The sequence below is a fragment of the Novosphingobium sp. MD-1 genome, from assembly GCF_001014975.1.
GTDB lineage: Bacteria > Pseudomonadota > Alphaproteobacteria > Sphingomonadales > Sphingomonadaceae > Novosphingobium.
This window is the reverse complement of sequence record NZ_BBXA01000027.1, coordinates 160,297-175,726: the sequence shown is the minus strand read 5'-3', so window position 1 is coordinate 175,726 and position 15,430 is coordinate 160,297. Positions and strand designations below refer to the sequence as shown.

The window sequence follows — 15,430 nt, the reverse complement described above, 5'->3', positions numbered from 1 at the left end:
GTCCGCGCCGCTTGTCATCCGATCGCACCGTCAAAAACGTGCATACCCGGCGTTAACCCGGGCACGGTAAAAAGCGGGCCATGATCGACAAGATCACCGTCCTTGTGCCACATTTCCTGATGGCTCTGATGATCTGGCGCCTGCTGCACCGGCCTGATCTCGATCGCGATCCGCTGGTCGAAGGCAAAGGCGGATCGCCGGATGCGCAGGACCGCAAACCAGGCCGTTGGCGTCAAACGGTTTCCACGCCCGACAGCAAGCCATAGCAAAAGCAGGCGGCATAGCATTCCACCGCCTGCGCGGGATCGTCGAAACCCGCCGCCCAGCTCCGCAATTCGTTGGCGGGATTGATCGTCGCCGCCAGCACTTCGGCGGCGACCAGCGGATCGACCGGCAGCAGCGAACCGTCCGCAATCCCGTCCGAAAGCATCCCGGCGAACCGCCGCGCGATGCGCTGCGCGCTGTTCAGCACCGCGCCGCGCCGCTCCTGCGGCAGGGCCTGCAACGCCGTGGTGCGCAGCAGAGGCGTGGGATCGGAAAGCTGCAACGCCACCAGTTCGGCCACCGCGCTCGAAATCCGCCCCCAGCCGTTCCGCGGCAGCGTGGCGGCGGCGAACTGCACCGCCGCGATCCGTTCGTTGCCGTGTTCGAAGCAGGCCAGCACCAGATCGTCCTTGGCCTCGTTGTGGTGATAGAAGCTGCCCTTGGTCACGTTCAGCCCGCTGGCGATGCGATGGACCGAGGCGCCTTTGTACCCGCGCTGGTTGATCGTGAGCGTGGCCATGCGCAGGAATTCGCCGTGGGGATTGCGCAGCCCCGCCGGTGGGGTCCGCCATGGCGCCTCACCGCCGCCGAGCGTTTGCGGCTGCCATGCCGCATCGCGCGGCGCGATGCCGTCCGCCAGCACGGCCAGCAGCCGCTGTTTGAGGCGCGGGAAATCCTGCTCGGAATAGAGCGGCGTCCACGCCGGCAGCCAGAACATCACCTGCAACAGGATGTGCGCCCGTGCGGTGCGCACGGCATGATCGCGCTCCCCCGCCCCGGCCGGCAGCAGATCGCGCACCACGCGGAACAGTTCGATGTACCGTTCCTGCAACGGACGGTGCAGCGCTTCGGGCAGCGTGCGCATTTCCGACAGGACGGCGATACGCCCTTCCTCGCCCCGCCGGATCATCGCGCGCAGATCGACGTGTCCGTCGATCCAGCAGGCCAGCCGTGCGCGCGGGGTGGGCGCCTGCGCCGCGATCCGCGCCAGCGCGATCAGGCGGTCGATCGTGGCCTCGAACACCGCGTGGACAAGGTTCTCCTTGCGCCCGAAGTAGTAGGCAACGCTGCTGGTGTTGAGCCCGACGCGCGCCGCCACTTCGCTGAACGTGGTGCCCTTCACGCCCTTTTCGTTGATGAGGTCGGTCGCCGCGCGCACGATATCGCGGCGGCGGCGCTCGAACCGCCCGGCGTCGTTGTCGGGATGCGCCTCGCTTGCCATGCCGTTCAGGCGAAGTGCCGCCGCAGTTCGGACTTGAGGATCTTGCCGTTGGCGTTGCGCGGCAGCGTCTCGGCGCTGAACACCACGCGCACCGGCACCTTGAACGCCGCCAGCCGCGCCGCCACGAAGGCACGCAGTTCCTCCTCGCTCGCCTGCGTGCCCGGCGCAAGGTGAACCACCGCCGCCGGTTCCTCGCCCAGCGTGCGGTGCGGCATGCCCACCAGCGCCGCGTCGGTCACCGCCGGGTGTTCGTAGAGCACGTTCTCCACCTCGATCGAATAGATGTTCTCGCCGCCCCGGATGATCACATCCTTGGCGCGATCGGCGATCGTGCAGAAGCCTTCCTGGTCGATCCGGGCAAGGTCACCGGTACGCACCCAGCCGTCGACGAACGTCTGCGCGGTCGCGTCCGGCCGGTTCCAGTATCCCGCCACGATCATCGGCCCGCGCGCCCACAATTCGCCGATCTCGCCCGCCGGCAGCACGGTCACGCCATCGTCGGCACGCACCTCGATATCGGCGACGGCGACCGCCGGGCCGCAGCTCGACGGACGGTTAATGTAATCCTCCGCGGCATGGTGCGTCAGCGTCGCCATCGTCTCGGTCATGCCCCAGCCGTTGCCGGGCAAGGCGCCGAAGGTCTGCCAGATCGCCTGCACCAGTTCCGGCGCGGATGGCGCGCCGCCATAGGCGATCGCTTCCAGCGAGGAGAGATCGTACTTCGCTCGGTCGGGATGCTCGATCAGTTGCCAGGCGATGAAGGGCACGCCGCCGGTGGCCGTGACCTTCTCGCGCTCGATCAGCCGGAACGCCTCGACCGTATCCCACTTGTGCATCAGCACCAGCTTGCTGCCGCTGGCCAGCGAACCCATCAGCGTGGCGCTGCACGCGGTGACGTGGAACAGCGGGATCACCATCAGGATGGTGCGCGGCTGAGGCGCGGGCGGCATCTCGCCCCGGCGCAACGCGGATTGCGCGCCGCTGAAGGCACTGGACAGGATGTTGGTGGTGAGATTGCGGTGCGTGCCCAGCGCGCCTTTCGGCCGCCCGGTGGTGCCGCTGGTGTAGAAGATCGTGGCAGGATCGTCCGGAGCGATTCCGGCGTCGGGCAAGGGACGGTCGGGAAGCGCCGCATAGCCATCGGGACCGCCGATCACGTCCTCCAGCAAACGGGTGCCTTCCGGCGCCGTGGTGTCCTTGTCCGCGCGGCACACCAGCACATGCGCCAGACCCGGCAGGTCCGCACGATGGGGAGCGATGCGCTGCCACCGTTCGGCATCCGCGATCAGGACATGTGCACCGCTATCCGACAAAGCGAAGGCCAGTTCGTCGCCCTTCCACCAGGCGTTGAGCGGCACCGCGATCGCGCCGAGAACCGTGGCGGCGAACAAGGCCACCGTCCATTCGGGCAGGTTGCGCATGGCCATCGCGACGCGGTCCCCCTTGCCCACGCCCAGTTCCGCCAGATGGGCGGCTAGCGTGGCGACCGCGCGATGCCAGGCATCGAACGAAACCCGCTCCGTACCATACACAAGGAACGTGTTGTCCCCGTGCTGGCGGGCCAAGGCGGCCAGAGCGCCGAGATGCGGCAGGGCGTTCTTCCACACGCGCGTCCGCACGCCCCGGATCGTCACCGTCTCCATCTCGAACGGCATGCCCGGAGCGCAAAGCTTCGCCCGCACCTCCTCCAGCGACATCGCCGGCCAGCCGGCGGGGATGGCGGGCAAGCGTTCGTCTCTGGCCGCATGGTCGGTGGCATGGCGTTGCTCTGTCATGGTGATCCCGCCCCGATCGGGCCATCCTGCCCGGATTGTCGTTCGCCGCGCAGACTATCTGCGCCACCCCCGTTCCGGCAACCCGTCGAAGCAAATTTTCATGAATAGGGTATGGCCTGCGCGAAGCACCGGATTCCGTAACGTAAAGCATGAAATTATCTGTTTTTTGCATGAAAATGCCGCCTGCATCACCGTGCGAATCCCCTTTTCTGAAAAGACGGTATGGACTAGCCACGGGATGGGATTCGGGCTTAACGTGCCCGCGGGAGAGATTGCGTCATCATGAAACCAAGCCTGGAAACCTCCGCCGCATGAGCCTGCTGCCATGAGCATGGGCGCACTGATCGCGCGGCTGCAGCCGGATGGCACTGACAGGCTGGTCCTGTCCGACGCGGACGGCTGGATGCAGGGACGCACGATGTATGGCGGCGCATCCGCCCTGATCGCCTATGCGGCCGCGCGCAGGCAGCGACCGGACCTGCCACCGCTACGCGGCGCGCAAATCGGCTTCGTCGCGCCGGTCGGCAGCGATGTGGAAGCGCGCGTTGGCGTCCTGCGCGAAGGGCGCAGCGTGGCGCAGGTGACGACCGACCTGTTCTGCGAAGGCGCGCCGGTGCTGCGCGCGCTGTGGCTGTTCGGGGCCGCGCGGCCGACCAACGGCGGCGTGCCTGCCATGCGAGCCGACGAAACCATCCCCGTCGAAGAGGCCGCTCCCGTAACCGCGACCGGCGATGCGCCGCAGTTCATCCACAATTTCGAAATGCGCCGCGCGGAACCCCGGGGCGGGGCGCGACCGGGTGCCATCCGCCGCTGGGTGCGCCTGCGCGATCGCAAGGGTCTCGATCCCATCGCGGAACTGGTGGGCATCGGCGATGCCCTGCCGCCCGGCGCGGTCCGGGCCATGGAACGGCGCGGCCCGATCAGTTCGATCAACTGGTCGCTGACGCTGCTGGGTGACGCTCCGCAGACGCGCGACGGTTGGTGGCTGCTGGAAACCGCGTCCAACTACATGGCCGACGGCTTCAGCAGCGAAACCCTGCGCATGTGGAACGCCGATGGCGTGGAAGTGATGCGCGGCCTGCAAAGCGTGGCCATTTTCGGCTGATGGAGAACCAGCAAGCGATGGACCTGATCCGCCCCGAAGACGCCGGTTTCGACGCCGCCCGCCTCGCGCGCATCCCGGCCTTTCTCGAAGAACGCTACCTTGCCCCCGGCAAGCTGGCAGGAACCGACGTCCTGGTGGCGCGCGATGGCCTGCCGTTCTTCCGCGCCACGCTGGGCAAGGCCCGTGCCGATGGAACGCCGCTGCGCGAGGATGCCATCTTCCGCATCGCTTCGATGACCAAGCCGGTCACCTCCATCGCGCTGATGATGCTGGTCGAGGAAGGGCTGATCGCGCTTGACGATCCTGTCACCCGCTTCGTTCCGGAGTTCGCGAACCTGACGGTCTATGCGGGCGGCGGGGGCGAAGCGCCGTTCGTGCCGGGCAGGCCCGCCACGGGGATGCGGATCGTCGATCTGCTGACGCATATGTCGGGCCTCACCTATGGCATCCAGAACCGCACGAACGTCGATGCCGCCTATCGCAAGGGCAAGCTGGACGGGCACGCCAGCCTGCCGGGCAACGACCATTTCGTGACCGAACTCGCCAAGATCCCGCTGGAATACGCGCCGGGTACCGGCTGGAATTATTCGGTATCCACCGATGTGCTGGGCGTGATCGTGGCGCGCGTTTCGGGCCTGAGCCTGGGTGAATTCTTCCGCACGCGGATTTTCGAACCGCTGGGCATGGTCGATACCGCGTTCCATTGCCCGCCCGAAAAGCAGGACAGGCTGACCGACGCCTGGAACTACGTGCCCGGCAAGCCGCCCGAACTGCTCGACGAAGCGGCGAAGACCAATCTCACCCGCGAACCCCGCTTCGAAAGCGGCGGTGGCGGCCTGCTGTCCACCACGGCCGACTACCACCGCTTCTGCGCGATGCTGACCGGAGGTGGCGCGGCGAATGGGGCGCGGATCGTTTCGCCCAAGACGCTGCAGCTGATGGCGCGCAACTACCTGCCGGGCGGCGTCGATCTCACCCAGGTCTCCACCTCGCTGTTCAGCGAAGCGAACAACGCCGGCACCGGCTTCGGGCTCGGCTTCGGCGTACTGCTCGATCCGGCCAAGGCGCTGGTGCCCGGCAGCGCCGGCGAATTCTTCTGGGGCGGCATCTTCTCGACCGCCTTCTTCATCGATCCCGTGGAGAAGCTGCACATGGTCTTCATGACGCAGCTTCTGCCCTCCTCCGCCTATCCGATCCGGCGGCAGCTCAAGACCCTGATCTACGGCGCGATGGCGCAAAGCCGCGCCTGAACCCGCAACCAGACCCCATACTCAGGAGAGGTACATCATGTCCGACCCCATTTCCGGCGCCAAGGAACACATCGACGCGGCCCGCATCGCCGCCGCGCGCGTTGACGACATTCCGGCCGACACCCCGCTGCTGCCCGTAAACCGCGTAGGCGTGATCGGCGCGGGCACCATGGGCGGCGGCATCACCATGAACTTCCTGACCGCCGGCATTCCCGTGACGATCGTGGAAATGACGCAGGAAGCGCTCGATCGCGGTGTGGCCACGATGCGGAAGAACTACGAGAACACGGTGAAGCGCGGCAAGATGGACGCCGCGCTAGCCGAAGCGGCCATGGGCCGCCTCACGCCGACGCTGGACTTCGGCGCGCTGGCCGAAGCCGACCTCATCATCGAGGCGGTCTATGAGAACATGGACGTCAAGAAGGAGGTCTTCGGCCGGATCGACGGCATCGCCAAGCCCGGCGCGATCCTGGCCAGCAACACCAGCTATCTCGACGTCAACGAAATCGCCGGCGCCACGTCGCGTCCCGAAGCGGTGCTGGGCATGCACTTCTTCTCGCCCGCCAACGTGATGAAGCTGCTCGAAGTGGTGCGTGGCGCGAAGACCGGCAAGCAGCAGCTCGCCACGGTCATGGCTCTGTCGGTCAAGATCGGCAAGGTGCCGGTGGTTTCGGGCGTGTGCCACGGCTTCATCGGCAACCGCATGCTCTCACCGCGCCAGGCCCAGGCGCACGCGCTGATCATGGAAGGTGCGAACTACTGGGAAGTGGACGAGGCTCTGCTCGAATTCGGCTTCCCGATGGGACCGTACCAGATGTCGGACCTCGCCGGCGTCGACATCGGCTGGCACCGCGATCCCAACCGCATCGAAACGCTGCGGGATTCGCTCTGCGCGGTCGGCCGCTGGGGCCAGAAGACCAAGAAGGGCTTCTACGATTACGACGAGAACCGTCAGCGCACGCCGTCGGAAGAAGTGAAGACGATCATCGCCGAATGGGCCGCGCGCGAAGGCAAGCCCCAGCGCACGATCGGCAAGGACGAGATCCGCGAACGCCTGCTCTATCCGATGGTCAGCGAAGGTGCGCTTATCCTGGAGGAAGGCATTTCCCAGCGCGCGTCGGACATCGATACGGTCTGGCTGAACGGCTATGGCTGGCCAGCCTGGACCGGCGGCCCGATGTTCTGGGCCGACCACATCGGGCTGGATACGGTCGCCGCCGGCCTGGAAAAGTACGGCCTGCCGGTCGCACCGCTGCTGGCGCGCAAGGCCGCCGCCGGCGAAACGTTCAACGCCTGATCCACCACGGCGGCGGGAGAGAAGCCTTGCGGATCGAAGACATCGCCGAAGCGGAGTTCGTGCCGCTCACCACCATCCTGCGCGCGCACGCCGCGCGCAGGGGGGATGCCACCGCCATTGCCGACGAACATAGCAGCGTGAGCTGGGCGGAGCTGGACGCGCTGCTCGACCGCGTCGCCGCCGCGCTCCAGCGCGAAGGCGTGGGCAAGGACGAACCCGTCGCCATTGCCGCGCTCAATTCGGTGCGCACGGGCCTTGCCTTCCTCGGCGCGATCCGCGCCGGCGCCGTGGCCGCGCCGCTGACCTCCACCGCCGCGCCCGAAACGGTGCTGGCGATGCTGGCCGACAGTGGCAGCCGCGTGCTGCTGCTCGATGCCGAGATGGCGGACCGCCTGGCAGGGTTGCCGTTTCCCGCCGGCGTCCGGCGCATCGCGCTGGACGACAGCGCCGCCGGGGAACCCTTCTCGCGGTGGCTTGCCGCGGAAGGCGCACAGCCCGAGGAACGCCTGCCCGCGCCCGGCGATCCGTTCAACATCATCTATTCGTCGGGAACCACCGGATCACCCAAGGGCATCGTGCAAAGCCACAAGATGCGCCACGAATACGCGCGGCGCACGATCGTCGGCGGCTATGACGACGATACCTGCGTGATCTGCTCCACGCCGCTCTATTCCAACACCACGCTGGTCAGCTTCCTGCCCACGCTCACTGCGGGCGGCAAGGTGGTGCTGATGAAGAAGTTTGACGCGCGCGGCTTTCTCGAACTCTCCCAGCGCGAACGCGTCACGCACGCCATGCTAGTGCCGGTGCAGTACCGCCGCATCATGGAAGTGCCCGATTTCGACCGCTTCGATCTGTCGTCCTACCGGCTCAAGTCCTCGACCTCGGCGCCCTTCCCCGCCTGGCTCAAGGCCGATGTCTTGCGTCGCTGGCCCGGCGGCCTTACCGACGGCTACGGCATGACCGAAGGCGGCGCGACGGCGATCCTGGTGGCGCACCTCCACCCGGACAAGCTCCACACCGTCGGCCAGCCCAGCCCCGGCCATGTCATCAAGATCATCGACGAGGACGGCAACGAGCTGCCGCAGGGCGAAGTCGGCGAAATCGTCGGCCATTCCCCGATCATGATGAACGGCTACCACGGTCAGGACGAGAAGACGCGCGAAGTCGAATGGTTCGACGGCGAAGGGCGCCGCTACATCCGCCACGGCGATATCGGCAAGTTTGATGAGGACGGCTTCCTGATCCTGATGGACCGCGCCAAGGACATGATCATTTCGGGCGGCTTCAACATCTTCCCGACCGACCTCGAAGCGGAGCTGACCCGCCAGCCCGCCGTGCGCGAAGCAGCGGTGGTCGGCGTGCCCAGCGAAAAGTGGGGCGAAACCCCGCTCGCGGTGGTCGTGCTGGCCGATACCGCCGCCGATCCGCAGGCGATCCTGGCCGAAGCCAACAGCCGCCTCGGCAAGACTCAGCGCATCGCCGCCATCGAGGTGGTCGACGAACTGCCGCGCAGCCCGATCGGCAAGGTGCTCAAGCGCGAGCTGCGCGACCGCTTCGGCGGAAATCCCATTGCCCAAGCCACATCAATGACCCGGAACATCAAGGAGAACGACCATGCGTGATGCCGTTATCGTCGCCGCCGCGCGCACCCCGATCGGGCGCGCCTACAAGGGCGCGTTCAATGCCACCCCCGGCGCCACGCTGGGCGCGCTTTCGCTGCAGGCCGCCGTCGCGCGCGCCGGGATCGAGCCGGGCGAAGTCGATGACGTGGTGTGGGGCGCGGCGCTGCAACAGGGCGCGCAGGCCGGCAACATCGCCCGCCAGGTCGCGCTGCGGGCCGGCCTGCCGGTCACCACATCGGGCATGAGCATGGACCGCCAGTGCTCGTCGGGCCTGATGACCATCGCCACCGCTTCCAAGCAGGTCATCATCGACCGCATGGACGTGGTCGCCGCCGGCGGACAGGAATCGATCAGCCTTGTCCAGACCAAGGACATGCGCGTCATGCCCGACCGTTCGCTGGTGGAAATGCACAAGGCAATCTACATGCCGATGCTGCAGACGGCGGAAATCGTCGGCCAACGCTATGGCATCGGCCGCGAAGCCTGCGACGAGTACGCGCTCCAGTCGCAGCAGCGCACCGCTGCGGGGCAGGCGGCCGGCAAGTTCGATGACGAGATCGTCGCCGCCGATGCCTCGATGGCCGTGGTCAACAAGGAAACCGGGGAAGTCACCTATCAGGACGTCCACCTCGCCAAGGACGAAGGCAACCGGCCCTCGACCACGCTGGAAAACCTGACCGCGCTGAAGCCGGTGATCGAAGGCGGCATCGTCACCGCCGGCAACGCCAGCCAGCTTTCCGACGGTTCCGCCGCCGTGGTGATCATGGAAGCCGCCGTGGCCGCGCAAAAGGGCCTGACGCCGCTGGGCCGCTATGTCGGCATGGCGGTCGCCGGCACCGAGCCGGACGAGATGGGCATCGGCCCGGTCTTCGCCATCCCCAAGCTGCTCAACCGCTTCGGCCTCAAGATGGACGACATCGGCCTGTGGGAACTGAACGAGGCCTTCGCCGTGCAGGTGCTGTACTGCCGTGACAAGCTGGGCATCCCCAACGATCTGCTCAACGTCAACGGCGGCTCGATCTCGATCGGCCACCCCTATGGCATGACCGGGGCGCGTTGCACCATGCACGCCCTGATCGAAGGCAAGCGCCGGGGCGCCAAGTACGTCGTGGTAACGATGTGCGTCGGCGGCGGCATGGGCGCGGCCGGCCTGTTCGAAGTGCTGTGAACCACGCGGAGGGGGCGCAGCCGCGCTCCCTCCGATCGGCGCGCATATGGTGCGTTGGCGCCCCGTCCGGATGGGGCGCTGCGTGCAAAACCGTCGATGCTGGAATGGTGAGCCCTGCTGGATTCGAACCAGCGACCTACTGATTAAAAGTCAGTTTTTTGGGACTACGGCGGTTTGCCCCCGCTTACCTCTCCCCACCATGGAGTTACTGATTTTACGTAATTTTTCTATTCATACGGCAACGCCGCTTTGCCATTGAATGCCACCATATGCCATGTTGCGTGGTTGCTATGTGGTTGCTATTTGTGCGTCAATGAGCAAGCTAACCAAACGTGAAATCGATGCGCTGGAGGCTGGTGGCCCGGCTCCCGTCTTCCTCTGGGACGAGGCCGTACCCGGGTTTGGCGTCAAGGCTCTGCCCAGTGGTCAGAAGCGTTTCATCCTGAAGTACCGCACCGATGGCGGCGGACGCAGCGCCAAGCAGCGATGGTACACTATCGGCACCTACGGAGCGCTAACGCTGGATCAAGCGCGTGACCTCGCAAGGCAGGCATACGCAGAGATAACGCGAGGCGGAGACCCACAAGGCAAAAGAAGCCTGCTGCGCGCCGCGCCAAGGCTCAATGACGCATGGGCGCGATTCGAGAAAGAGGAACTGCCCCGGAAGAAGCCACTCACCCAGCGCGACTATAAGGCAATCTGGAACGACCTGATTGCCCCCCGGTTCGGGACCTCCAAGGTCGAAACCCTTGCCCGAAGCGACATCGATCGGTTCCACAAAGGATACCGTGACGCACCCTACCGCGCCAACCGAGCACTTGCCCTGCTCTCCAGATTGATGTCGCTAGCTGAAGCATGGGAATGGCGCTCCCAAGGAACCAACCCTTGCAAGCACGTTGCCCGTTTCGAGGAGCGGTCACGTACACGGTATCTGACCGGGACCGAACTCAAGCGCCTTGGCGCATCGCTGTCGAAGCTTTCAACGGACGGCACGATAACCCAGACGGCCCGGAATGCGATCGAACTCCTCCTGCTCACGGGCGCGCGCCTGAACGAGATACTGACCGCACAGTGGAAGTGGGTCGATCTCAAGCATGGCGTGCTGAACCTGCCCGATAGCAAGACAGGGGCAAAGCCGGTCTACCTCAGCGACCAGGCTAAAGTCGTGCTGAAGCGCCAGAAGAGCATATCCGGTCGGAAACTTTATGTTTTTCCCTCGGCCTCGGACCCCAAGAAGCCATTCGCCAACCTGCGCAAGCCCTGGCAGCGGGTATGCGTGGACGCAAAGATCAATGAAGTGCGACTGCACGATTTGAGGCACACAGCCGCCAGCATCGCGGTTTCGCAGGGCGCATCCCTGCCAGTCATCGGCCGCCTCCTCGGTCATTCGCAGGCCCAGACCACCCAGCGATATGCCCACGTCGACTCCGACCCAGCACTCAAAGCCGCGAACGAGATCGGGACGTTCATTTCAACCGCTTTTACTCCCGCAAAGAAGAGGGCCAAAGCGAAGGTGCGGGTAAAAAGGACCTCGGACGTGATTGAGATCATTTAAGCATCACGCCCCCCCTTTTGGAGACACGCTATCGAAGAATCTGGCGACCGTCGCGGCAGCGGGCAATTAACATCCATAATGGCAGGTAATTGCCTTACGGCATCCCATAATATTGACGCATCCCCATAATTTACTAACGATTAATCGAATGCACGGGAGTGCGTTGCAAACGGGGGACACAATGGTTCGTTCGGCTGCTCTGCTTTTGTTTGCCACCGCATGCCTGTCGGGTTGCGGCAGCGCCTTCGGCGAAAAACTCGGCTGCACCTCCTCCTCGGGCCAAGAGACTACGATATCGATCATTAAAGAGCAGATCGAAAAGAAGATTTCTTCTGAGAGTGAAGGAATTTAGGGATCGATTATTTCAAAATCAAAAATTCGAGCAGCTCTCGAACAGATCAAATTCGTGATAGAGGATGTGCGCACATCGAAAGAAGATCCGAACAGCACGAAGAAATTCTGCACCGGCAAATTGAAGGTCGTTTTTCCAGACGCGATGATTACGGATGCTGATAAAACACGAGAGATGCAAGGCCTGAACAAAGTCTCAGAATTGGCTGACAACAGCGGCGCTGAGCGTGAAGCCAATGCATTTAAAATTGATATCGATTTCAACGTGCAGCCGACCGATGATGGCCAGAAGGTTTATTCCGAACTCGAAAATGCTGACGCGACACCCACATTCATCAGCGCGATCTTGGGCGGACACCTCGGCTACAGGTCTATCCAGCAATCGCATCAACAAGAGCAGCAGCAGGCCCAACTCGCCGAACAGCAGGAACAAGCAGCGTTGACCGAGCAGAAGCAGGCCACACTCGGTGAGGCCAAGGCGGAGTTCGATCTTTCGAATCAGACGATCAACACGATCTGGGGAGCCATCCCAAGCGACCAACGTGATCAACTCCTTCCCGTCCAACGCGCATGGATCAAGCGGAAGACTGCAGACTGCAAAATCGAAGCAGCTTCGCAATCAATAGAGCCATCCGTGAGAGAAGCAGCGAGGCTAAATTGTGAGACGCGGATGAACAACGAACGGTCGGGACAGCTTCGCCGCTTCACCTATCACGATAACGACAATGGCTACTGAGCCCAGATTGCGCGCTCCCGTCGAAACGACACATCTGTTATATGCGCACGGAAAGTGAGCATGCATGACCTCACGCATAGCCTTTGGTAGAGGGCAATATTTGCAATGAAATTTCCATAAGTTATTGAATAGAATATCCTTTTTAGCGCCAGCAAACTGGCCATTTTTGACATTTTCGGCCCCCTCCGCTAGTATGGCGCAGCGCCAGCCATTGTCGCCGCCGGATGAACCGGGGTTGGCGCATTCTCGAAACGCGGTCCACGAAGGGGATGGTCGGGATGGTCCCGGCCGGGTCAATGTGCGTGCCGTCGGGGGATGTTCCCCGCGACCATCGCACCCTGCTGCAAGACCGGTGTCACACCGGAGGAGGTCCCCTTGGTGGCCTCCACTTCTGCAAAGGGATTGACAAACATGGACCACGAACACCGCGCCAAGGCCGCCGATCGGCAGGATCACGAATGGGCCGCCCGGGTGGTGCGCACCATTGGCCAGATCGAAGCGGACTTCTTCCACGCCGCCGGACCGTTGAGCGAGCGAATGATGACCGAGGGGCTGCTGGCGATCGAGAAGGTCGCCAAGGACCCGTGGCAGGTCATCGAGAACGATTGGATGACACAAGTGGTCTGCCCGGACTGGAAGATGACCCGGGGCGTCGGCACCGGCGACATGTGGCTGCAGGTGTCGGAGATTTCGGCAGACGAGGAAGGCAACGAGCATACCTGGATCGCCGCCGCGACCAAGACCGGTCCCTCGTTCCTGTGCGTCGAGCTGGTGTTCCGCAGGGGCCTGCAGGAATATGCCGAAGCGATCATCCGCGATGACAAGGCGGTGGCGGCCTTGTGGCAGCAGGGGTTTGCCCGGGACGAGGAAAGCCTCGCGCTGTTCGTGCCCATCCACATTCCCGCCGAGAAGTTGGCGCAGGCGTTCGAGCAGAACGACCTGACCGCGACCGTGGCCCCCTTCGGCAAGGCCATGGCGCAGGCCATCGCCGCCAAGCCCGCGCTCGACACGTTGCTCGAGCAGGTCCGCGCCGCCGCCAAGCGCAAGTAGGAATAGCGGGCCGCGCGGCGGACCGGTCTTCTTCATGGAGGCTCGTCCGCCGCGCGGCGTCTCCCCATCATTATTTGCCAAGAGGGATATTGATCATGGCTGGCCATGAGGATGTGACGCGCGATCCGAGGACGCGCAGGATACGGGAACTGAACGACCGGCTGCGCAAGACCGGGATCGGCGGGAAGTATGTCCTGACCCGGACGGTGACGGTGCGGGCGGCCGGGGAATTGCCCGAGCTGCTGCGCCTGATCCGCGCCTTTGACGATTTCAGGGCGGGCAACGACCCGTGGGGCGAACATGACTTCGGCGAGGTCACGCTCAACGGGGAGCGCTTCTTCTGGAAGATAGACGCCTATGACATCAATCTCGAATTCGGCTCGCCCGATCCGGCCGACGAGGCGGTAACGCAACGGGTCCTTACCGTCATGACCGCGATGGACCTGTGACCATGGGCCGGCGCCATCTTGAAAAATCGCGGCCTTCGCCGCATAGCACCCTTACCTGTGGTCAGTCCCACGGGGGAGGCCTAGTAACCTCAAACAGCGAACGCCGGTCGAGCTTTTCGGCCGGGCGGTCGTCCGCGCATGTCCAGGGCTCGCCTAAAGGCGGCGACGCCTTGGGTTCGCTCGGGGTTACTAGCGCCCGGCTTTGCCCGGCGCCTCCGTTGAACAGGGAGGCACGTGTGCAGCAGGGGTATCGTTCACGATCCAGTCCATTCGCCATCAGGTCTGACCTCCCCCACGCCGATGATCACGGTGGAGGCCGGTCATGGTGCTGATCCGAGCCTATGGCCACAACGCCGCCGTCGATCTGTTCGAGCATCATCTGGTGATCACGCGTCGACGCGGCAGCATGCTCTTCGATGCGGCCGCGTCGGAACAGTTCATTCCGCTCTCAAGCATCAAGTCGGTGGAATTCCATCCGGCCGGCTTGGTGGCGCGGGGACGGATGATCCTCACGCTTGCCGGCAACCCGTCCCGACATCCGGGAACGGAATCCGATGTCAACACCGTGTTCTTCGCCAAGGGGCAGGCGGACCAGTTCAAGCAGATCGTCCATGCCATCCGCGATGCCATCGCCACACCTTCGCTCGAACAACTGGCAATGGCGGCACAGCGCAACCGGGGACAGGATCGCGTATCGCAGGCACACCCTGCGCAGCGTTCCGGATCGGAGCCGACGCGCAACACGCTCCAGCGGATCGACGACCTTTCGTCTTCCCATGGCGGCGGATACGGCAACGCGGGTTCTTCCGGCCCTTATGAGTACTACAGGCAAGCTCCCCGGCAGGACACGCCACCGCATGACCCCATCGCCAGCCTTCCCACTGGGGGATGGTGGCAGGACATGCCCTTGGCGGGCAAGATCATCCTGATCGCCGTCATCGTGATCGCGGTCTTGGCAATGTGTTCACGCAATGAAGGGGCCACGCCAGATGCGGGTGAGCAAGCCTCTTCGGCCGCAACGGGAGAAGCCAGCGGTGAAGCCAGCGAGGCGGCGTTCAGCCCGGCCGAGGTTCCACCAGCCGTTTCTCAACTGGTCATGGATGGCGATAGCCGGGCCTGTGCCGACTCCGGAATAATCGAGACGGTTCGGAACATCCTCCTGCCCGATGGGCTGCGGCCAGAACCGTTCGGCTTGACGCCCGCCGAATTGAGGAAGGCCGAGCGCATGGCCACGACCGTGATCACGCAAGTGACGATGGATGACATACGCGATGACATTCACGAGATCAGATGCATTGGAAAGCTCGACTACGGGGACAGCGATGCCACGTCGATCGAGTTCACGTTGCGCCCAACCGCCGATCAAAGCGGTGACGTCATGGTCTTCGTCAAGGATCAACCGCTTCTCACCGGGCAGATTCTTGAAGGCCCGGTGAATGCCGTCCGAAGCCAGCGCCCCCAGTTGCAGCCTCAGGCGCCACAGCAGCCAGCCAACTCCGGACCGATGGGGCGGCCGACGCCCCGTCCTGCCGAGCCGACCGAGGACGACCTCTATGCGCCGCATAGCAACTGACTGGCGCTGG

Annotated in this window: 13 protein-coding genes and 1 pseudogene; 12 read left to right on the top strand and 2 right to left on the bottom strand. The window is 64.4% G+C overall.

From position 1 onward, the window contains the following. Positions 1 to 80 precede the first annotated feature (80 nt). Positions 81 to 266 (top strand): hypothetical protein, encoded by a 186-nt coding sequence (locus NMD1_RS10600; protein ID WP_125954724.1) that lies wholly within the window; start codon positions 81 to 83, stop codon positions 264 to 266. Here NMD1_RS10600 and NMD1_RS10595 read toward each other — a convergent pair. Together NMD1_RS10595 and NMD1_RS10590 are read right to left on the bottom strand one after the other, a co-directional pair. Continuing rightward, entirely contained in the window at positions 233 to 1,486 is a 1,254-nt protein-coding gene (locus tag NMD1_RS10595) for a TetR/AcrR family transcriptional regulator (RefSeq protein ID WP_125954723.1), read from the bottom strand. The two genes, NMD1_RS10600 and NMD1_RS10595, sit on opposite strands and share 34 nt — an antisense overlap. 5 nt (positions 1,487 to 1,491) lie before the next feature. Next, entirely contained in the window at positions 1,492 to 3,261 is a 1,770-nt protein-coding gene (locus NMD1_RS10590; protein WP_125954722.1) for a class I adenylate-forming enzyme family protein, read from the bottom strand. Positions 3,262 to 3,586: 325 nt separating this feature from the next. On the opposite strand from NMD1_RS10590, the gene NMD1_RS10585 reads away from it, so the two are divergent. From NMD1_RS10585 to NMD1_RS10540, 11 genes and pseudogenes are all read left to right on the top strand, one after another. After that, the gene (locus NMD1_RS10585) at positions 3,587 to 4,366 is read left to right on the top strand and encodes a thioesterase family protein (RefSeq protein ID WP_125954721.1); all 780 of its coding nucleotides are present in this window, start codon (positions 3,587 to 3,589) and stop codon (positions 4,364 to 4,366) included. 17 nt (positions 4,367 to 4,383) lie between these two features. Continuing rightward, positions 4,384 to 5,616 carry a serine hydrolase gene (locus NMD1_RS10580; RefSeq protein WP_125954780.1) on the top strand — a complete coding sequence of 411 codons (1,233 nt, stop codon included), beginning with the start codon at positions 4,384 to 4,386 and terminating at the stop codon, positions 5,614 to 5,616. A 52-nt stretch (positions 5,617 to 5,668) separates the two neighbouring features. Next, a pseudogene (locus NMD1_RS10575) lies at positions 5,669 to 6,913 on the top strand (3-hydroxyacyl-CoA dehydrogenase NAD-binding domain-containing protein); the annotation flags it as partial. A gap of 26 nt (positions 6,914 to 6,939) precedes the next feature. Next, positions 6,940 to 8,538: a class I adenylate-forming enzyme family protein gene (locus NMD1_RS10570; protein ID WP_125954719.1), complete on the top strand. Its 1,599-nt coding sequence runs from the start codon at positions 6,940 to 6,942 to the stop codon at positions 8,536 to 8,538. Beyond that, complete coding sequence (locus NMD1_RS10565; protein ID WP_125954718.1) at positions 8,531 to 9,706, top strand: acetyl-CoA C-acyltransferase; 1,176 nt, start codon at positions 8,531 to 8,533, stop codon at positions 9,704 to 9,706. Before NMD1_RS10570 ends, NMD1_RS10565 begins: the two co-directional genes overlap by 8 nt. A gap of 313 nt (positions 9,707 to 10,019) precedes the next feature. Beyond that, complete coding sequence (locus NMD1_RS10560; RefSeq protein WP_125954717.1) at positions 10,020 to 11,261, top strand: site-specific integrase; 1,242 nt, start codon at positions 10,020 to 10,022, stop codon at positions 11,259 to 11,261. 181 nt (positions 11,262 to 11,442) lie between these two features. Beyond that, the gene (locus tag NMD1_RS21245) at positions 11,443 to 11,613 is read left to right on the top strand and encodes a hypothetical protein (protein ID WP_158453939.1); all 171 of its coding nucleotides are present in this window, start codon (positions 11,443 to 11,445) and stop codon (positions 11,611 to 11,613) included. A gap of 54 nt (positions 11,614 to 11,667) precedes the next feature. After that, positions 11,668 to 12,348, top strand: a complete 681-nt coding sequence (locus NMD1_RS10555) for a lysozyme inhibitor LprI family protein (protein WP_125954716.1) — start codon at positions 11,668 to 11,670, stop codon at positions 12,346 to 12,348. Positions 12,349 to 12,759: 411 nt separating this feature from the next. After that, positions 12,760 to 13,398, top strand: a complete 639-nt coding sequence (locus NMD1_RS10550) for a hypothetical protein (protein WP_125954715.1) — start codon at positions 12,760 to 12,762, stop codon at positions 13,396 to 13,398. 95 nt (positions 13,399 to 13,493) lie between these two features. Further along, positions 13,494 to 13,847, top strand: coding sequence for a DUF3768 domain-containing protein (locus tag NMD1_RS10545; protein WP_125954714.1), 354 nt, complete (start codon positions 13,494 to 13,496; stop codon positions 13,845 to 13,847). A gap of 322 nt (positions 13,848 to 14,169) precedes the next feature. Next, complete coding sequence (locus tag NMD1_RS10540) at positions 14,170 to 15,420, top strand: hypothetical protein (RefSeq protein ID WP_125954713.1); 1,251 nt, start codon at positions 14,170 to 14,172, stop codon at positions 15,418 to 15,420. The last annotated feature ends 10 nt before the right edge of the window (positions 15,421 to 15,430 follow it).